Source organism: Roseateles sp. GW821-FHT02E12 (assembly GCF_059421665.1).
In genome coordinates this window covers 173,181-191,120 of the sequence record NZ_JBWKVK010000002.1, presented here as the reverse complement: position 1 = coordinate 191,120, position 17,940 = coordinate 173,181, and the positions used below count along the sequence as shown (strand labels likewise).

General features: G+C 67.3%; 18 protein-coding genes. 11 read left to right on the top strand and 7 right to left on the bottom strand.

The features are described from left to right. Positions 1-31: 31 nt before the first annotated feature. From AC07V5_RS11610 to AC07V5_RS11590, 5 genes are all read right to left on the bottom strand, one after another. Positions 32-2,404, bottom strand: coding sequence for a methyl-accepting chemotaxis protein (locus AC07V5_RS11610; protein WP_495115832.1), 2,373 nt, complete (start codon positions 2,402-2,404; stop codon positions 32-34). 72 nt (positions 2,405-2,476) lie between these two features. Next, positions 2,477-3,007 (bottom strand): chemotaxis protein CheW, encoded by a 531-nt coding sequence (locus AC07V5_RS11605; RefSeq protein WP_495115831.1) that lies wholly within the window; start codon positions 3,005-3,007, stop codon positions 2,477-2,479. Positions 3,008-3,013: 6 nt separating this feature from the next. Beyond that, complete coding sequence (locus tag AC07V5_RS11600) at positions 3,014-3,379, bottom strand: response regulator transcription factor (protein ID WP_495115830.1); 366 nt, start codon at positions 3,377-3,379, stop codon at positions 3,014-3,016. 13 nt (positions 3,380-3,392) lie between these two features. After that, positions 3,393-3,797, bottom strand: coding sequence for a response regulator (locus AC07V5_RS11595; protein ID WP_495115829.1), 405 nt, complete (start codon positions 3,795-3,797; stop codon positions 3,393-3,395). Positions 3,798-3,858: 61 nt separating this feature from the next. Next, on the bottom strand, positions 3,859-4,011 hold the full coding sequence (locus AC07V5_RS11590; protein WP_119043521.1) for a rubredoxin: 153 nt from the start codon (positions 4,009-4,011) through the stop codon (positions 3,859-3,861). A 182-nt stretch (positions 4,012-4,193) separates the two neighbouring features. Between AC07V5_RS11590 and thiD the strand changes: the two genes are divergently transcribed. From thiD to mpl, 3 genes are read left to right on the top strand one after another with little or no spacing between them, the layout of a single operon-like run. Beyond that, entirely contained in the window at positions 4,194-5,141 is a 948-nt protein-coding gene (gene thiD, locus AC07V5_RS11585) for a bifunctional hydroxymethylpyrimidine kinase/phosphomethylpyrimidine kinase (protein WP_495115828.1), read from the top strand. 18 nt (positions 5,142-5,159) lie between these two features. After that, positions 5,160-6,446, top strand: coding sequence for a glutamate-1-semialdehyde 2,1-aminomutase (gene hemL / locus AC07V5_RS11580; RefSeq protein ID WP_495115827.1), 1,287 nt, complete (start codon positions 5,160-5,162; stop codon positions 6,444-6,446). Between the two features lie 29 nt (positions 6,447-6,475). Beyond that, entirely contained in the window at positions 6,476-7,837 is a 1,362-nt protein-coding gene (mpl, locus tag AC07V5_RS11575; protein ID WP_495115826.1) for a UDP-N-acetylmuramate:L-alanyl-gamma-D-glutamyl-meso-diaminopimelate ligase, read from the top strand. An 85-nt stretch (positions 7,838-7,922) separates the two neighbouring features. On the opposite strand, the gene AC07V5_RS11570 is transcribed toward mpl, so the two are convergent. Together AC07V5_RS11570 and AC07V5_RS11565 are read right to left on the bottom strand one after the other, a co-directional pair. Further along, positions 7,923-8,333 (bottom strand): PaaI family thioesterase, encoded by a 411-nt coding sequence (locus AC07V5_RS11570; protein WP_495115825.1) that lies wholly within the window; start codon positions 8,331-8,333, stop codon positions 7,923-7,925. Positions 8,334-8,417: 84 nt separating this feature from the next. Next, positions 8,418-11,078, bottom strand: a complete 2,661-nt coding sequence (locus AC07V5_RS11565) for a zinc-dependent metalloprotease (RefSeq protein WP_495115824.1) — start codon at positions 11,076-11,078, stop codon at positions 8,418-8,420. Positions 11,079-11,203: 125 nt separating this feature from the next. On the opposite strand from AC07V5_RS11565, the gene AC07V5_RS11560 reads away from it, so the two are divergent. From AC07V5_RS11560 to aroQ, 8 genes are all read left to right on the top strand, one after another. Then, a complete protein-coding gene (locus tag AC07V5_RS11560; protein ID WP_495115823.1) occupies positions 11,204-11,794 on the top strand; it encodes a YqiA/YcfP family alpha/beta fold hydrolase in 591 nt (196 codons plus the stop codon). 18 nt (positions 11,795-11,812) lie between these two features. After that, entirely contained in the window at positions 11,813-13,840 is a 2,028-nt protein-coding gene (locus tag AC07V5_RS11555) for a ribonuclease catalytic domain-containing protein (RefSeq protein WP_495115822.1), read from the top strand. 3 nt (positions 13,841-13,843) lie between these two features. Further along, on the top strand, positions 13,844-14,695 hold the full coding sequence (locus tag AC07V5_RS11550) for a cell envelope integrity TolA family protein (RefSeq protein ID WP_495115821.1): 852 nt from the start codon (positions 13,844-13,846) through the stop codon (positions 14,693-14,695). Beyond that, entirely contained in the window at positions 14,692-15,507 is an 816-nt protein-coding gene (aroE, locus tag AC07V5_RS11545) for a shikimate dehydrogenase (protein ID WP_495115820.1), read from the top strand. The genes AC07V5_RS11550 and aroE overlap by 4 nt, the downstream gene beginning before the upstream one ends. After that, positions 15,507-16,220 carry a monofunctional biosynthetic peptidoglycan transglycosylase gene (gene mtgA, locus AC07V5_RS11540; protein ID WP_495117055.1) on the top strand — a complete coding sequence of 238 codons (714 nt, stop codon included), beginning with the start codon at positions 15,507-15,509 and terminating at the stop codon, positions 16,218-16,220. The genes aroE and mtgA overlap by 1 nt, the downstream gene beginning before the upstream one ends. After that, a complete protein-coding gene (locus AC07V5_RS11535; protein WP_495115819.1) occupies positions 16,217-16,813 on the top strand; it encodes a hypothetical protein in 597 nt (198 codons plus the stop codon). Before mtgA ends, AC07V5_RS11535 begins: the two co-directional genes overlap by 4 nt. Continuing rightward, positions 16,810-17,331, top strand: coding sequence for a TlpA disulfide reductase family protein (locus AC07V5_RS11530; protein ID WP_495115818.1), 522 nt, complete (start codon positions 16,810-16,812; stop codon positions 17,329-17,331). Before AC07V5_RS11535 ends, AC07V5_RS11530 begins: the two co-directional genes overlap by 4 nt. A gap of 107 nt (positions 17,332-17,438) precedes the next feature. Further along, positions 17,439-17,885, top strand: a complete 447-nt coding sequence (gene aroQ / locus AC07V5_RS11525) for a type II 3-dehydroquinate dehydratase (RefSeq protein ID WP_495115817.1) — start codon at positions 17,439-17,441, stop codon at positions 17,883-17,885. Positions 17,886-17,940 lie beyond the last annotated feature (55 nt).

Here is a 17,940-nt window from a genome sequence, read left to right as displayed (position 1 = left end):
CTTTCTCGCTCGGTGCGGTATGCGGGGCCGGTCAGGCGACCTTGAATCGGGACACGGAGGTACGCAGCGCCTCGGCGGACCGGGACAGCTCATGCACCATCTGGGCCGTGGAGCGCGTGCCCTCGGAGGTCTGCTCAGTCACCGCGAAGATGTGCTGGATGTTCGAGGCCACCTCGTTGGCATTCACCGCTTCCTGCTGGGCTTGCGTCGAGATCTGTCCGATCAGGCCGTCCAGTTGGCGGGACACGCTGTCGATGTCTTCCAGCGCCTTGCCGGCCGCGTCAGACAGTTGCGTACCTTCCACCACACCGCGCGTCGAGCGCTCCATGGCGGCCACGGCATCGTGGGTGTCGGTCTGAATGGTCTTCACCAGTGCGGCGATTCGCCGCGTCGCGTCGCCGGAGCGTTCCGCGAGGCGCTGCACTTCTTCCGCAACCACCGAGAAGCCGCGACCGGCTTCACCGGCGGACGCCGCCTGAATGGCCGCGTTCAAGGCCAGCACGTTCGTCTGTTCCGTAATATCCGAGATCAGCTCCGTGATCTCGCCAATTTCCTGAGACGACTCGCCCAGGCGCTTGATGCGCTTGGAGGTTTCCTGGATGGAGTCGCGGATGGTGTTCATACCGGCGATGTTGTTCTGCATCGCAGACAAACCTTGCTCGGCGGCCTGACGGCTCTGGCGCGCCACGCCGGCTGTCGTCTGCGCCTGCGCGGACACCTCGGTAATCCGGCTCGCCATGCCCAGCACGGCCTCGCCGGTGGCGCGGATCTCGTGCAGCTGTTCCTTCGATGCGGCCAGCAGGTCGGTGGACGTCTGGTCCACCGCGCCGGTCGTGTCCGTCACGCGGGCAGCCGTCGCCTGCACCTGGCCGACGAGGTTGCGCAGCTCCTCCACCGTGTAGTTCACGGAGTCGGCGATGGCGCCGGTGATGTCTTCCGTCACCGTGGCCTGCTGTGTCAGATCGCCTTCAGCGACGCTGGCCAGTTCGTTCATCAACCGCAGAATGGCGGCCTGGTTGGCGTCGTTGACGCGTTTGGCTTCCTGCTCCTGCGCTTCGGCTTCGCGACGTTGCGATTCAGCGAGGGCAGCGCGCTCGGACTGGTCGGACACGAAGAGTCGCAGGAAACCGACGGCACCCGCGACCAGCGCGATCAGCGACAGGCTCAGGAACGAGATCAAACCCCAGCCGGCGCCGCCAGACTTCTCCAGCTCGGCCGAAGCCTGCTCGAGGCCTTTGCGCAGCGGTTCGGAGTCGTTCAGGATGGCGGTCTGCGCTTCACGCGCAGACACCAGGCCCTGCAGGTTGCCCAGAATCGCGGAGGCCTGCGTGCGGGTCTGCTCGTACTGCTTGAGCAGGGTCTGCAGGCGTTCCTTCAGTTGCGGATCGCGCGCAGCATTCAGGCGCAGCTCGGGGCTGCCGCTGATCAAGGCCTCGGTGATGAGCTTGAAGGAGTTCAGGTCCTTGCCCAGCAGGAACACGGCCTCGGGGCTCACGCCTTCCTGCGTCAGGAATTCGTTGGCGCTCTTGCCGATACGCTGCGTCAGCATGACGAGCTGACCGACCGCAGAGACTTCACCGGCCGAGGAGCCGATCTGCAGGGCTTGAGACGATACGGCCTCGGCACTTTCCAGCAGGTCGCTGGACTGGCGGTTGATGGCGCGCAGCGCCTGGCCGACCTGGGTCAGGATCTTTTCCTGCGACTGCACGACCTTGCCGTTCTTCTCGGCGCGCTCGACCAGGGGCTTGAGTCCATCCAGCGTCGGCTGCACGGCGGCCGGCGCGACGGCAAGATCGCCTTCGCCCGTGCGCAGGTTGTTGACAACGCCGCTCAGCGTGCTGACGGACTCCCGCAGTTCCGCGAAGGCGGTGGGGTTGCCGACCAGGGCCGCGGACACGGACTTGGCCATACGCTGCGAGTGCATCAAGGCCTGGCCCGAGGCACGCACCTGGGCCGCGCTGCGGTTGGAGCTGTTCAGCACCAAGAACACCGAAACCGCCGTACCCAGAATGCCCAAGGCCACGAGGCCGGTCAGCACACGCTGGCGGTGACGACCGAAGAGGTCGCCAAGCTTCTCGGCGCCGGTAGCCGCCGGAGGCGGCAGCATCGTGGGGTCAGCGGCCTGCGTCGTCGGCGCGAAGTTCATCGTGCTGCTGGCCTGGAACTCACTGTTCGGGCCAGGCTCGGTCGGCACAGCCTGCGAAATGATGGACTGAACCTCGGTGCGCGGATAAACCTCCGCGCGCGACGGGATCTCGACGCCGGCGAGGGTGGACTCGGCGTTGCGGGTGGCGTCGAAGCCAACACCACTGCGCGAATCGATGGTCGTGTCGACACCTTCCGGCGGTGCCAGCGGCAGCTCATCGGCTTCGGACTTTCCCCTGATTTTGTCCAGCAGGCTCATCTCACCCTCGTCCTTCAGTGTTTGTGATGTCCGCACTCGCGCGCGGCTTGGAGCTTGAAACGGATGCGAGCATCACGCGACGATGTGCAGGAAGTTCTCCTGCCGCGCCAGTGCCTCGAGATTGATCACTTGCCAGTTGCGACCGGCTTCGTCGCGGCGCAGCGCGCCAGCAAAACGGGGCAGCGGCCCGGCGGGCTGCTGCGGTGCGAGCGGCAGTTGCTCGTCGCTGCGCAGGCCTGCCAGCTTGTCCACGAGCAGCGCGCAGTTCAGATTCAGGTCGCTGCCCAGCGACACCAGCCGGCTTTGCGGCGCCACGCCGCGGTTCAGCGACGGCTCGCGCAGGCCGAGGTAGACGGCAAGGTCGACCACCGTGAACAGGCCACCCCGCAGATTGGCCACGCCGGCCAGCCAGGGCTTCGCATACGGCACAGGCTTGATCGGCACGGGCGCGAAGATTTCGCTGGCCTGCTTTAGCGAGAACAGCAGGCCGACGCCCGCGCACTCCACGGCCAGCCAGTTCGCAATCAGCGTCTGCTCGCGCGCAGCCTGCATGCGCTCAGCGAGGCGCTGCTGGAGTTCGCGAAGGGCGGTCTTGTTGGCCATGCCTGATCAGCCCAGGGCCTTGATCTTGGCCATCAGCTCTTCGGCCTTGACGGGCTTGACGACGTAGTCACTGGCGCCCTGGCGCATGCCCCAGACCTTGTCGGTCTCCTGGCCCTTGCTGGTGCACATGATGACGGGCACGCCGGCATAGCGTTCGTCGCGCGTGATGGCGCGGGTCAGCTGGAAGCCGTTCTGGCCGGGCATGACGACGTCCATCAGGATCAGGTCGGGCTTTTCCTCGGCCAGGCGCTTCATCGCCTCGTCGGCGTTCTCGGCCGTGCGGACGGTGAAGCCGCGCTTGACCAGCATTTCAGACAGCGCGTGCAGCTCGGTCTTGGAATCGTCAACCAGCAGGATGTTGTGAATGCTCATGGCAGTTGTCTCTCTAGGTGCGTGCTTCCTGGCGCGCGTGCCGCAGCACGGCCTGGAGCAGTTCGTCCTTGGTGAAAGGCTTGGTCAGGTAGTCCTGCGAGCCCACCATGCGCCCGCGGGCCTTGTCGAAAAGGCCATCTTTTGACGACAGCATGATCACCGGCACTCCCGAGAATTGCGGGTTCCGCTTGATGATGGCGCAGGTCTGATAGCCGTCCAGGCGGGGCATCAGGATGTCACAGAACACGAGATCAGGTTGAAAGTCGCCCAGCTTGGCCAACGCGTCGAAGCCATCCTCGGCCAGGGCCACCACGTGGCCGCCCTGTTTCAGGAAGATCTCCGCACTGCGGCGAATGGTGTTGCTGTCGTCGATGACCAGGATGCGGGTAGGTCCTGCACTGGAAACTTGCTCGTTCAAACGTCGTCTCCTCGGAACATCAGCCCGGGACCGGGCCTTTTCGGCCGCCGGTGAGGCCGAGTCAGATACGCACCATCTCAAAATCCTCTTTGCGTGCGCCGCAATCGGGGCAGGTCCAGTTCATGTCGACATCGGCCCACGCGGTGCCCGGCGCGATGCCGTGCTCGGGATCGCCCGTTGCTTCGTCATAGATCCATCCACAGATCAGGCACATCCAGGTACTGGGTTCGCTCACGGTGCTTAGAGTTTGCTCACTACAATCGACTCATTCTAGCCAGGGCCTGAGAGCGCAATGCTGAGGGCAAACGCCTGTGCCGAGGGCCTCGGAAGCGCCCTTTTAGCGGCAGACTCCACGCTTTGCGGCAGCTCTTTGACCGCGCCCGCCATGACCTCCCCATGAGCCCAACCTCCCCTTCCGCCGACCCCGAGGTCGATGCCCCTCAAACCGAACAGGAAAGCCCACCGCCCGCGTGTGTGCTGAGTTTCAACGCCAGCGACGCCTCCGGCGCAGGCGGCCTGGCCGGTGACGTGGCCACGATTGCGGCCATGGGCGCGCACTGCCTGCCCGTCGTCACGGCCGTGGTGCTGCGCGACACGGCCGAGATCTTCGAGCATGAAAACCTCGACGCCGACACCGTGGCCGAGCAGGCCCGCCACATTCTTGAGGACGTGCCCATCACGGCCTGGAAGGTCGGTTTCCTGGGCAATGCCGAGGCCGTCAGCGCCGTCGCCGAGGTGTTGAGCGACTACCCCGACGTACCTCTGGTTACTTATCTGCCCTCGGTCGCCTGGATCGACGAGGACGAGCAGCAGCAATACCTGGACGCACTGCGCGAGCTGGTGCTGCCGCAGACGGCCGTGCTGGTGGGCAACCACAAGACGATGACGGACTTCCTGCTGCCCGACTGGGACAACGAGCGCGCACCGTCGGCCCGCGAACTGGCCGTCGCCGCCGCTCAGGCGGGCGCCCAGCATGTGCTGGTGACCGGCATGCAACTGCCCAACCAGTTCGTGGACAACGTGCTGGCCAACGCCCAGGGGCCCATCACCGGCGAGAAGTTCGAGCGCTTCGAGACCGCCTTCGTCGGCGCGGGCGACACGCTGTCGGCGGCGCTGGCGGCCCTGCTGTCGGTCGGCGCCGAACTGCACTCGGCCGTCAGCGAAGCCCTGTCCTTCCTGGACCAATCGCTGGACGCGGGCTTTCGCCCCGGCATGGGCAACGTCATCCCGGACCGCTTCTTCTGGGCCCTGCCCGCAGCGGACGAGGAAGGCGGCGAGCCGCCCGACTTCGAGCCCGACCCCGAACCCGAGCAGCCGCCTAAATCGCCGCGGCGCATGCACTGACTCCCTGATTTCGTTCTCATGGCCAGCAATTCAGAGCTCTTCGAGCGCGCCTCGCGCGTCATCCCCGGTGGCGTGAACTCGCCCGTGCGCGCCTTCCGCGCCGTCGGCGGCACCCCGCGCTTCATCGCTCGTGGCGAAGGCGCCCATATCTATGACGCCGAAGGCAAGCGTTATGTCGACTACATCGGTTCCTGGGGGCCGATGATCCTCGGCCACGGCCACCCGGCCGTGCTGGAGGCCGTGACCAAGGCCGCGGCCGAAGGCTTCTCCTTCGGCGCGCCGACGGAACGCGAGATCGAGTTGGCCGAGGAAATCCTGAAGCTCGTGCCCAGCATGGACCAGGTGCGCCTGGTCAGCTCGGGCACCGAAGCGACGATGAGCGCCATCCGCCTGGCGCGCGGCGCCACCGGCCGGGCCAAGTTCATCAAGTTCGAGGGCTGCTATCACGGCCACACCGACGCCTTGCTCGTGAAGGCCGGTTCGGGCCTGGCCACCTTTGGCCACCCGACCAGCGCCGGCGTCACGCCTGGCGCGGCAGCCGACACGGTCGTCCTGGAATACAACAACGTCGAGCAGCTCGAAGCAGCCTTTGCGCAGTACGGCCACGAGTTGGCCTGCGTCATCGTCGAGCCGATTGCCGGCAACATGAACTTCGTGCGCGCGTCCCTGCCCTTCATGAGCGCGATGCGCCGCCTGTGCACGCAGCACGGCGCGCTGCTGGTGCTGGACGAGGTGATGACAGGGTTCCGAGTCGGCCTGGGCAGCGCGCAGGCGCACTACGCCGGCCTCATCCCCGGCTTCGCGCCAGACATCTCGGTGTTCGGCAAGGTCATCGGTGGCGGCATGCCGCTGGCCGCCTTTGGCGCCAAGCGCCAAGTCATGCAGCACCTGGCGCCTCTCGGTGGGGTCTACCAGGCGGGCACGCTGTCCGGCAACCCGGTCGCCACGGCCTGCGGCCTGGCAACGCTGCGCGAGATCCAGAAGCCGGGCTTCTTCGACGCTCTTTCAGCCAAGACCCGCCAGCTCGTCGACGGCCTCAAGTCGGTGGCAGCCGACAACGGCGTGCCCTTCAGCGCCGACAGCGAAGGTGGCATGTTCGGCTTCTTCCTGATGCCGGAGCTGCCGCAGAACTACACCACCGTCATGACGACGGACAAGGAGCGCTTCAACCGCTTCTTCCACGCGATGCTGGATGCCGGCATCTATCTTGCTCCGGCCTTGTACGAAGCGGGCTTCGTGTCGGCGGCCCACAGCCAGGCCGATATCGACGCCACGCTCGCGGCCGCGCGCACCGCCCTGCGCTGATCTCTCGCGCCTCTCGGGGCGCCACCGACATGCATCTCCACATCCTCGGCATCTGCGGCACCTTCATGGGCGGCCTCGCGGCGCTGGCGCGCGAAGCCGGCCACAAGGTCACCGGCTGCGACGCCAACGTCTACCCGCCGATGAGCACCCAGCTGGAAGCGCTGGGCATCGAGCTCATCACCGGCTTCGGTGCCGAGCAGCTGGAGCTCAAGCCCGACGTCTTCGTCATCGGCAACGTCGTCACGCGCGGTGAGCGCTTCCCGCTGATGGAAGCCATCCTCGACGCCGGCCTGCCCTACACGTCCGGCCCGCAATGGCTGGCCGAGCACGTGCTGCAGGGCCGGCACACGCTGGCCGTGGCCGGCACGCATGGCAAGACGTCGACGACCTCCATGCTGGCGTGGATCCTGGAGCATGCCGGCTTGAAGCCGGGCTTCCTGGTTGGCGGCGTGCCGCAGAACTTCGGCGTGTCCGCGCGCCTGGGCGAAGGCAAGACCTTCGTCATCGAGGCGGACGAATACGACACCGCCTTCTTCGACAAGCGCAGCAAGTTCGTGCACTACCGGCCGCGCACGGCCATCCTGAACAACCTCGAGCACGACCACGCCGACATCTTCCCGGACCTGACCGCCATCGAGACGCAGTTCCACCACCTCGTGCGCACCGTGCCGGCCAGCGGCCGCCTCGTCGTCAACGCCCGCGAGGAGGCGCTGCAGCGCGTCATCGCCCGCGGCTGCTGGAGCGAGGTGCTGCGCTTCGGCGCCAAGAAGGAAGAGGCCGGTATGTTGCGCGCCCGCGGCGAGCCCCAGGCCTTCGACGTGCTGCGCGGCAGCCTGAAAGTCGCGCGCGTCGAATGGGGGCTGATCGGCGAACACAACCAGCTGAACGCGCTGGCTGCGATTGCTGCGGCCGAGCATGTCGGTGTGTCGCCCGAGCAGTCGGCCGCGGCGCTGAGCGAGTTCCAGAACGTGCGCCGGCGCATGGAGCTGCGTGGCGAAGTGCGGGGCATCAAGGTCTACGACGACTTCGCGCATCACCCGACGGCCATCCGCACGACCGTCAACGGCCTGCGCCGCCGCATCGCGCCGGCCGAACGCGTCCTCGCCATCTTCGAGCCGCGCTCCAACACGATGAAGCTGGGCACGATGAAGGCGCAGTTGCCGTGGGCTTTGGAAGAAGCCGATCTGGCGTTCTGCAATCAGCAGGGGTTGAGCTGGGACGCGAAGGAGGCGTTAGCGCCGATGGGTCAGCAGGCTTTTGTCGGCGCGGATGTCGATGCGCTTGTTGCCGCAGTCGTCAAGGCGGCCAAGCCTGGGGACCATCTGCTATGCATGAGCAATGGCGGATTTGGCGGCATTCACGAGAAGCTGTTGGCTGCTTTAGCCAAGTAGCCGCTTCATCGTGAGGCCCAGCCGGGAGTCCCGCCCGGCAATGCAACGAGCAGACAAGTACGTCGCAAAACCAAACCGGGCCTACTCACTTCCCGTACAGCACCATCTGCGTACACCGAAACAAGGCCATCGTCTTCCCGGTGTCCTTGTTCGTCACCACGGCATCCCAGATCTGAGTCGTCTTCCCCAGGTGAACCGGCCGAGCCACGCAGGCAATCGTGCCCTCGCGCGCCGTACCCAGGTGGTTGGACTTCAGCTCGATGGTCGTGAAGCCCACCGCGCCCGGCGGCAGGTTGGCGATGCAGCCGTAGCCGGCGCAGCTGTCCGCCAGCGTCACGATGCTGCCGGCATGCAGGTAGCCGTTGGGCGCCATCAGCTCCTCACGCACCACCAGCTCAGCCTTGATCTCGGCGGGGTCGGCCTGGGTGAAGACGATGCCCAGGTAACCGGGCAGGTTCTTGGCGCCGAATTGATTGAGTTTGTCGGGTGTGGACATGGGCGAATCCTCGAAGTGGCGGCCATGCTAAGACAAGAAAAAAGGCCGGCATGAAGCCGGCCTTTTGACGAAGCGAGAAGCCGATCAGCTGCGCACCAGCGTCGCCTTCAGCATGCTGTTCAGCATGTCCAGCGTCTCGGCCAGATGGGCCCGCGTCTCGACCGACAGGCCCGGCTTGGCAGAGGCCACACGCAGGTCGTTGGCGAGCAGCGTCGCGTGGTAGCGGGCCATCGAGAAGGCGTCGGCGTAGACCGTCGCGCCATTCGTCGCACGGTTCAGCTGGGCTTGCAGGCGGCGCAGGTATTCGCGCTGCAGGCTGCGGCGCATGCGGTCGATCTCGGCGCCGGTCTTGAGCTCGCTGAAGATCGCGCCTTGCAGCGTGCCGTACACCTCGCTGAGCGACACCGCGCTCTTGCGCTGGGCTTCGGGCAGATAGCCGCTCTGCTCGATGAGGCGACGCGCCGTGTTGGGCGACATCAGGCGGTCCAGCACACGGCCCTGCAGCGTGCTGACGCTGTCGGGGATGGACAGCGGCAGGCCACGGTCCCACTCGTTGTAGTCCACCGTCTGCGTGACGAGGAACTCGGGCTTGAACTTGAACGAGTCGCTGGACAGCAGGCCGGCGGCGATGAAGCGCAGGGCCTCACGCTGCTGCGCGTTGTCGACCGGCTTGAAGGCCGGGGCCGTCGTGACGCCCGGCACCACGCGCTCGGCCTGCAGGCCGCCCACGTACTTGCCGACGTTGTTGGCCGTCATGCCGAGCTGGCGGAAGGATTCGGCCACCGAGCGGCGGTTGCGCAGCGGGTCGTCGCCCACGGCGGCCTGGCGAGACTGCACGCGCTCCCACAGTTCCTGGCTGAGCTTGAGGCGCTTCTTGGCGTAGGCCAGCGGGTCGTCGCCCAGGTCGCGCTGGTTGGTGCGCGGGTCGAAGCCGTCGTAGGGGCCGCCAACGCCCTGGTCGAAGTCGTCGCCGTAGGCCAGCTGGGCCTCGGTCGAGCGCGCGGCGATCTTGGCCAGTTCGGCAACCTCCTGCTCCACCGCGATGGGCTTGTAGGCGTACTCGATGGCCCAGTAGTCGTAGGCGCCCAGCGTCGTGTTCGTCAGGCTGGCCTTGGCCTCGCCCTTGAGCGGCAAGTTGTAGGCGTTGTAGTCCATCACCGAGTTGGAAATGCCATGGGCCTCGGTGTAGGCCTTGTCCTTGAGCTGGGCCTGGGTGACGGTCGTGGACGAGCGGAAGTTGTGCTTGAGGCCCAGCGTGTGGCCAACCTCATGCATGACGACGTCTTTGATGACGGCCTGGGCCAGCGCCTCGGCCTCGGGGCCGTCCATGTCCATGCCGTCGCGCAGGGCCAGCAGGTCCAGCGCGAAGCCGAACTCGTTGGCCTGGTCGGCCATGTAGCTGCACTGCTGCTCGGACAGGCGCAGGCTGCGTTCGCCCATCCAGTTGCTGGCGGCGTGGTCGTGGCCGTGGAAGCCCAGCACGTCGTCCGACGCCAGGCGGCGCGAGCCGCGGCCGAACACGTCGCTCATGCCGATGTCGGCATCGAGGATTTCGCCGGTGCGCGGGTCACGGTTGCTCGGGCCGATGGCGAAGCCCACGTCCGAGCCGGTGAACCAGCGGATGGACGCGTGCGTCGAGTCCATGTTGTCCCAGTCGGCGTCGTCGGGCTGCTGTTTGGCCTGCACGGCGTCCTTGAAGCCGATCTTCTCGAAGGCCTTGTTCCACTCCACGATGCCGGCCTTGACCGCTTCGCGGTACTTGGCGGGGATGTTCTTGTCCATCCAGTAGACGATGGGCTGCACCGGCTCCGACAGCGCCGCGCTCGGGTCCTTCTTTTCCAGGCGCCAGCGGGCAATCATGTGCACGCGCGGGTTGGCCTTGAGGTCGTCGCCAAGGTTGCTGTAGCTCTCCATGAAGTGACCCAGGCGCGGGTCGGCATGGCGCACGGCCGCCGGCGCTTCAGGCAGCGCGCGGAAGCTGTAGACGAAGCTGAAGAACATCGAGCGCGGGTCCGGCGTGGCCTGGGGCGGCGTGGGCACCGGCACAGGCACGGGCACCAGCGGCGGCGCCGGGATGCGCGGCGTGGCGAAGTGCACGCGCGACGTCAGCGTCGAGATCTGCGCGTCGGAACGGGTCGCTTCGATGAAGGAGTTGGCGCGGTCGGGCGCGAACGGCAGACGGTAGGCCATCTCCAGACGGGTGGAATAGCCAGGGATGTCGCCCAGCAGCAGGCCGCTTGCCTCCACCAGCACGGACTTGCGGTCCGGGTGATCGGCACTGGCCACCGGCACGCCCGCGATCAGGCTGGGCGAAAAGGCCTGCTCGAGGGCGAGCTTGCTGGAGGCGTTGTCGGAGCGGTACTTGGTGTTCAGCGCGATCAGCTGCACCTGGTTGCCGATGCGGCGCCATTCGGCCAGTTCGTCACCCAGCATCTGGCTGGCGTACAGGCCGCGCTCGCCGATGGAGTTGGCGACGTTGACGCTGAACAGGAAGGGCTTGTTGAAGGCTTCCTTGGGGATTTCGATCCAGACCTTCTCGTCCTTGCGCCAGATCGGGAACAGGCCCGGCTGCTCCTTGGCACCCTTGATGATGTCGGCAAAGGGCTTGGGTGCCGTCGGGTCGGCGGGCGGGCGGGCGGCCGCGGGGCCAGAGGCGGCGCCGGCCGGCGCGGCGGGGGGAGTCTGGGCCTGAGCGGCAGCGGCCAGCGCGAGCAGAGCGGCGGTGGCCAGTGCGTTGCGGGACATCGGAATCATGAGGTGTGTCCGGAGGAAACAATGGAAAGGCGGCCACTGTGGCGGGCAGCGACACTCGAGTCAATCCGAGCCCTCCCCCGTCGTAGGGCTGCAAAATTTCACGCAAAACTTCCGACATGGCGCTCACGCATCTGCTCTATCTGCATGGTTTTCGATCCTCGCCGGCCTCGGCCAAGGCCCGCCGCATGGCCGCCTGGGCGGCCGGGCAACCCGGCCTCGTCTTCGCCTGCCCGCAGCTGCCACCCTCCCCGCTCGAAGCCATGGCCCTGGTGCACAGCCTCGTGGCTGGCTGGCCGGCTGAAGGCGCCGCTGTCATCGGCAGCTCGCTGGGCGGCTTCTATGCCACCTCACTGGCCGAGCAGCGTGCCCACCGCGGCTGGCGCGTCGCCGTGCTGAACCCGGCCGTGGACCCGGCGCGCGACCTGTCCCACCACATCGGCACGCTGACCGCCTGGCACGACCCCGACCTGAAGTTCGACTTCACGGCCCAGCACGTGGCCGAGCTCGCCGCGCTGACGCCGCCGGCACGGCTGACGAAGCCGCTGCGCTATTACGCGCTGATCGCCAAGGGCGACGAGCTGCTGGATTGGCGCGAAATGCTGGCCCGCTACGCCGGCTGCGACGGCGAGGTGCTGGAAGGCAGCGACCATGGCCTCACGGACTTCGAAGACCATCTGCCGGGTCTTCTCAAACACTTGCAAGGGTGAGGCGACAATCCCTCTCCTATGTTTGCGCTGTTTGATGACGCCGGGAAGTTTCTCGCCGGCCGTGTGATGTCCGAGGCCGATGCCTCGCTGCAGATCGAGCTGGACTCGGGCAAGCGAGTCAAGGTCAAGTCGGCCAATGTGTTGCTGAAGTTCGAGAAGCCGGCCCCGGCCGCGCTGCTGAGCGAGGCGCGCGCGATGGCCGACGACATTGATCTCGACCTCGCCTGGGAGTTCGCGCCCGAGGGCGAGTTCGGCTTTGCCGACCTGGCGCGAGACTATTTCGACGCCAAGGCGGGCACCGTGCAGCAGGCTGCCGCGCTGCTGCGCCTCTACGACGCACCGCACTACTTCCGCCGCGCCGGCAAGGGCCAGTTCAAGAAGGCGCCTGAGGAGATCGTCAAGGCCGCGCTGCTGGGCATCGAGCGCAAACGGCAGCAGTTGCTGCAGATCGAGTCCTGGGCCGACGAGCTCGCGGCAGGCACCTGCCCCGCGCCCATCCAGGAGCAGATCTACAAGATCCTCTTCAAGCCCGACAAGAACGGCCCTGAATACAAGGCGGTCGTCGAGGCCAGCAAGAAGTCGCACAAGGCCCCCCTGGACCTGCTGCAGAGTGCCGGCGCCATCACCAGCGCCTACCAGTTCCACTGGAAGCGCTTCCTGTTCGAGAACTTCCCGAAGGGCGCGGGCTTCCCCGCGCTGACGGCGCCCGAGATCAAGGACGAGCTGGTGCTGAGCACGGCGCAGGCGTTTTCCATCGACGACTCGCAGACGACCGAGATCGACGACGCGCTGTCGGTGCAGGGCCTGGGCACCGGCACCGTCACCTTCGGCGTGCACATCGCCGCACCCGGCCTGGCGATCACGCCGGACTCGGCCGTCGACAAAGTCGCCCGCGACCGCTTGTCCACCGTCTACATGCCGGGCTGGAAGCTGACCATGCTGCCCGACGACGTCGTGCAGGCCTACACGCTGATCGAAGGCCGCGACTGCCCGGCCGTGTCCATCTACTTCACGTTCGACGAAGCGACGTTCGAGATCAAGGCGCGCGAGACCAAGCTGGAACGCGTGCACATCGCCGCCAACCTGCGCCACGACAAGCTCGACGGCATCGTCACCGACGCCACGCTGTCCGGCGAGGCCCCGGCCGACTACGCCTTCGCGACCGAACTCGCCTTCACCTGGCGCCTGGCCAAGCACCTCAAGGCCCAGCGCGAAGTGGTGCGCGGCAAGCCCGAGAACTTCAACCGCCCGGACTACAACTTCCGCCTCGCCGGCGAGCGCTCGGAAGCGCCCAACGGCACCGAGTCCGTCGAGATCGGCGTGCGCGCCCGTGGCAGTTCGCTGGACCTCATCGTGGCTGAGGCCATGATCCTGGCCAACTCCGCCTGGGGCGGCTGGCTGGCCGAGCTGGGCCTGCCCGGCATCTACCGCAGCCAGGCCAGCCTGGCGCCCGGCATCAAGGTGCGCATGGGCACCAAGGCCCTGCCGCATGCCGGCATGGGCGTGGCGCAGTACACCTGGGCCACGTCGCCGCTGCGCCGCTACGTGGACCTGGTCAACCAGTGGCAGATCATTGCCTGCGCCCGCCACGGCCGCACGGCTGCGCTGGCCGCACCGTTCAAGCCCAAGGACGCGGCGCTGTTCTCCATCATCTCGGGCTTCGAGTCGGCCTACGCCGCCTACAACGGCTTCCAGAATGGCATCGAGCGCTTCTGGACGCTGCGGTACCTGCAGCAGAACGGCACGACCGAGCTGACCGCCACCGTCATGAAGGACGGCCTCGTGCGCGCCGATGACCTGCCGCTGGTCTTCAAGGCCCTGGGCTGCGAGAACCTGCCGCGCGGCAGCCACGTGAAGGTGCGCATCACCGGCCTGGACGAGATGACGCTGGACGTGCACGCCACGCTGACCGATCGACTGGACGAAACGGCACCGGCCGAGGAGCCGGAAGGCGATGAGGATGAACTCGAAGCCGCAGCAGCGCCGCTGACGCTCGCGATTGACGTCAACGAGGGCGAGACGGCCGAGGCCGCGACGCAAGCCTGACCGATGCGCCGCCCGAGCACGCTGCAAATCGCGCTCGCGGTCTCGCTCGGCGCGCACGCTGCACTGCTGAGCCTGCGCATTGCCGCGCCCGAGGCCTTCAACCGCATCTTCCAGGACACGCCGCTGGAGGTCGTCCTCGTCAACACGCGCTCCAACGAGGTTCCTGTCAAGGCCGCAGCCCTGGCCCAGGCCAACCTGGCGGGCGGCGGCAACATGGAGACCGGCCGAGCCACGTCGCCGCTGCCGCCGGCGCGGCGCAGTGAAACCGGCGATGCGGCCGAGGCGCAGCACACGCAGATCACCAAGCTGCAGGAACAGCAGCAGCAACTGCTGACCCAGGTGAGGCGCGAACTGGCCTTGCTGCCACCGCCCGACCCCAAGCGCGAGAAGAGCGACCCGACCGAGCGCGCCCAGGCCGAGAAGCGCCGCCAACTCGTCGACCTGCTCGCCGAGATCGAGAAACGCGTCAACGACGAGAGTGCGAGGCCGCGCAAGCGCTACATCAGCCCGGCCACGCGCGAGGTCGTCTATGCACAGTATTACGACGGCCTGCGCCGACGCATCGAGGAGCGCGGCACGCGCGACTTCCCCGAGTACCGCGGCAAGAAGCTCTACGGCGAGCTGACGATGAACATCCACATCGACCACAAGGGCCGCGTTATCGAGACCGAGGTGGTGGCCTCCAGCGGCAACCCGACGCTGGACCGCCGCGCCATCGCCATCGTGCAGGCCGCATCGCCCTTCGGCAACTTCAGCAACGAGATGCTCAAGGGCGCCGAGGTGCTGGTCATCACGTCGCGCTTCAAGTTCACGCGCGACGAAGGGCTGGAAACGACTTTGACGGGACAGCCATGACAGATAGATATGCGGTGGTCGGCAATCCGGTGGAGCACAGCCGCTCGCCGGCCATCCACGCGTTGTTTGCGCAGCAGACCGGGCAGGACCTGGCCTACGAACGCCTGCTGGCGCCGCTGGACGGCTTCGAGGCCACGCTGCGCGCCTTTGCCGCGGCCGGCGCCAAGGGCTGCAACATCACCGTGCCGTTCAAGTTCGATGCGTTTGCGCTGGCTGCCAGGCGCACCGAGCGCGCGCTGCTCGGCGGCGCCGTCAACACGCTGCGTTTCGACACCGACGGCTGGACGGGCGACAACACCGATGGCGCGGGCCTCGTCAACGACATCCAGCGCAACGCCGGCCGACCCCTCGCCGGCCTGCAGGTGCTGCTCGTGGGTGCTGGCGGCGCGGCGGCCGGCGTGCTGGGCAGCCTGATCGCCGCAAAGCCGGCACGCATCACCGTCGTGAACCGCACGGTCGACAAGGCGCAGGCGCTGGTCACGAGCCACGCCCACCTCGGCGTGCCCCTCGCCGCCGCCACGCTGGCCGACGCGCCCGCCGCCCAGGACATCCTCGTCAACGCCACCAGCACCAGCCTGGCCGGCGCCGCGTCGCCGGTCGATGCCGGCGTGCTGGCACGCGGCGCGCTGGCGCTGGACATGATGTACGGCCCCAAGGCGCAGGGTTTCCTCGACTGGGCCGCCGCTCACGGCGCCGAACCGCGCGACGGCCTGGGCATGCTCATCGAGCAGGCCGCAGAAGCCTTCTTCTTCTGGCGCGGCGTGCGACCGGACACGGCGCCGGCGTTGAAGGCGCTGAGGGCTTCGCTGTGATCCGCCACGTCGGCCGCCTCGTGGCCGTGCTGGCCCTGGCCGTGCTGTGCCTGCAGCTCTGGTTTGCCGGCCGCATCCTGATGATGCGTTTTGTCGCCCCGCAATCGACGAGCTTCCAGCGCAGCGAAGCCCTGCGCCTGTTGAAGGAAAAGCAGCAGGTGGCCTGGAGCCAGCAATGGGTGGACGATGCCCAGCTGGCCACAACGCTGAAGCGCGCCGTCATCGCCAGCGAGGACGATTCCTTCGCCGAGCACGGCGGCGTCGACTGGGACGCGCTCAAGGGCGCCTGGAAGAAGAACGAGAAGGCGCAAGCCCGTGCCGAGGCGCGCGGCAAGCCGACCGCCAAGGTCGTCGGCGGCTCGACCATCACGCAGCAGCTGGCCAAGAACCTGTTCCTGTCCGGCGAGCGCACGCTGCTGCGCAAGGGCCAGGAGCTCATCCTCACGCTGATGCTGGAAGGCCTGCTCGACAAGCGCCGCATCCTGGAGATCTATCTGAACAGCGTTGAGTGGGGTGAGGGCCTGTTCGGCGCCCAGGCCGCCGCGCGCCACTATTTCCGCGTCGACGCGGCACGCCTGGGCGCCTTCGAAGCCGCGCGGCTGGCGGTGATGCTGCCGGCGCCCAAGCGTTTCGAGCGCCAACCGGGGTCGGCCTATGTGATGGGCCGGGCCGGCGTCATCGCCGGCCGCATGAACGGTGCCCAGCTTCCATGAGTGACCCAGGGGACATCACCGCCGAGATCGCCGCCATGGCTGCTCGGCTCATCGTCGACGAAGGCATGGACTGGGGGCCCGCCAAGCAGCGCGCCGCCCGCGACCTGGGCGCGCCGCGCGCGGCCCTGCCGGGCAACGACGAGGTCGAGGATGCCGTGCGCGAGCACATCGCCATCTTCCACGCCGACACCCAGCCCGCCGAGTTGCGCGCGCTGCGCGAACTGGCGGCGCAGTGGATGGCGCGGCTGGCCGAGTTCCGCCCCCACCTGACCGGCGCCGTCTGGCGCGGCACGGCAACCCGGCTGTCCAACGTCCATCTGCAGATGTATTGCGACGACAGCAAGGCTGCCGAGATCGCCTTGCTGGACCGCGGCATCAACTTCGATGTGGCCGAGACGACGGCCGGCCGCGGAAAACAGGTCGACATGCTGATCCTCGACGCTCCCTGCGCTGCCCTGGGCGAGCGGGTGACGCTGTGCCTGACCATCCTGGATTTCGACGATCTGCGTGGCGCCCTCAAGCCCGATGCGCGCGGCTTGACCGAGCGCGGCGACCTGGCCGCACTGCAAAACCTGCTGGACGCCCCCGCATGAACCCCATCACTCGCCGCCTCATCCTCGCCGGAGGTGGCCTTGGCGCCGCCGCCCTGGGCGCCTCCTTCGCCTGGCGCCAATTGAACCCGCCCGTGGCCTCAGCCGTTGCCCAAGCCTTCTGGGCACGCCGCTTTCCGGGCCTGGACGGCGCCGAGCTGGACGTCGCCCGCTGGCGCGGCCAGCCGCTGCTCGTCAATTTCTGGGCGACCTGGTGCCCGCCCTGCGTCAAGGAACTGCCGGAGATCAACCAGTTCTATAAAGAAGCGAAAGCCAAGGGCTGGCAGGTGCTGGGGCTGGCGGTGGACCAGGCGGAGCCGGTCAAGGCCTTCCTGCAGAAGACGCCGCTGGACTTTGCCGTCGCGCTGGCCGGGCCTGAAGGCCTGGGGCTGGTGCGCGAACTGGGCAATCCGGCCGGCGGCCTGCCCTTTTCCGTCGTCTTCGACGAGACCGGCGAGATCAGCTGGCGGCGTTTGGGCGTCAGTCGCCTGGAAGATTTGCGCCTGCTGGCCAAAACCTGAGAATTTCCCTATCCGGCGGGAAACCGGGGGCAAAACGCGTAAAGTTCGCCCTTCCTCAATTTAGTGGCGGCTCTCTAGACCCTCGGGTTGCTGGTGCCGACACATGTTTGATGCAAGTACTCGTCCTGCATGGCCCCAACCTCAACCTGCTCGGCACCCGCGAGCCTGAGGTCTACGGCGCGCAGACTCTCGCGCAGATCGACGCCGAACTTGGCACGATCGCCCAAGAAGCCGGCGCCACGCTGAGCAGTTTCCAAAGCAACCACGAGGGTGCTCTGGTGGACCGCATCCAGGCCGCGCGCACCGACGGCACGCGCTTCATCATCATCAACCCGGCCGCCTACACCCACACCAGCGTCGCCATCCGCGACGCGCTGGCGGCCGTGGCACTGCCCTTTATCGAAGTTCACCTGTCCAACATCCACCGCCGCGAGGCCTTCCGCCATCACAGCTATATGAGTGAGCTGGCGGTGGGCGTCATCTGCGGCCTCGGCGCGAACGGCTATCGCCTCGCGCTGCGCCACGCCCTCGAATCGTTGGAAGCCGGCGCCTGACTTCTGGTCTGGCACCGCCTTTTCTCTTTCCCCCACAACAACAACATCGCCTGGA

What these genes read in the sequence shown, in the direction of transcription:
- AC07V5_RS11560 (WP_495115823.1), top strand. Translation starts at nt 11,204, where the DNA reads ATGGCGCTCACGCATCTGCTCTATCTGCATGGTTTTCGATCCTCGCCG.
- AC07V5_RS11530 (WP_495115818.1), top strand. Translation starts at nt 16,810, where the DNA reads ATGAACCCCATCACTCGCCGCCTCATCCTCGCCGGAGGTGGCCTTGGC.
- AC07V5_RS11570 (WP_495115825.1), bottom strand. Translation starts at nt 8,333, where the DNA reads ATGTCCACACCCGACAAACTCAATCAATTCGGCGCCAAGAACCTGCCC.
- AC07V5_RS11535 (WP_495115819.1), top strand. Translation starts at nt 16,217, where the DNA reads ATGAGTGACCCAGGGGACATCACCGCCGAGATCGCCGCCATGGCTGCT.
- AC07V5_RS11565 (WP_495115824.1), bottom strand. Translation starts at nt 11,078, where the DNA reads ATGTCCCGCAACGCACTGGCCACCGCCGCTCTGCTCGCGCTGGCCGCT.
- aroE (WP_495115820.1), top strand. Translation starts at nt 14,692, where the DNA reads ATGACAGATAGATATGCGGTGGTCGGCAATCCGGTGGAGCACAGCCGC.
- AC07V5_RS11605 (WP_495115831.1), bottom strand. Translation starts at nt 3,007, where the DNA reads ATGGCCAACAAGACCGCCCTTCGCGAACTCCAGCAGCGCCTCGCTGAG.
- thiD (WP_495115828.1), top strand. Translation starts at nt 4,194, where the DNA reads ATGAGCCCAACCTCCCCTTCCGCCGACCCCGAGGTCGATGCCCCTCAA.
- AC07V5_RS11555 (WP_495115822.1), top strand. Translation starts at nt 11,813, where the DNA reads ATGTTTGCGCTGTTTGATGACGCCGGGAAGTTTCTCGCCGGCCGTGTG.
- mpl (WP_495115826.1), top strand. Translation starts at nt 6,476, where the DNA reads ATGCATCTCCACATCCTCGGCATCTGCGGCACCTTCATGGGCGGCCTC.
- AC07V5_RS11550 (WP_495115821.1), top strand. Translation starts at nt 13,844, where the DNA reads ATGCGCCGCCCGAGCACGCTGCAAATCGCGCTCGCGGTCTCGCTCGGC.
- AC07V5_RS11590 (WP_119043521.1), bottom strand. Translation starts at nt 4,011, where the DNA reads ATGTGCCTGATCTGTGGATGGATCTATGACGAAGCAACGGGCGATCCC.
- hemL (WP_495115827.1), top strand. Translation starts at nt 5,160, where the DNA reads ATGGCCAGCAATTCAGAGCTCTTCGAGCGCGCCTCGCGCGTCATCCCC.
- AC07V5_RS11610 (WP_495115832.1), bottom strand. Translation starts at nt 2,404, where the DNA reads ATGAGCCTGCTGGACAAAATCAGGGGAAAGTCCGAAGCCGATGAGCTG.
- AC07V5_RS11600 (WP_495115830.1), bottom strand. Translation starts at nt 3,379, where the DNA reads ATGAGCATTCACAACATCCTGCTGGTTGACGATTCCAAGACCGAGCTG.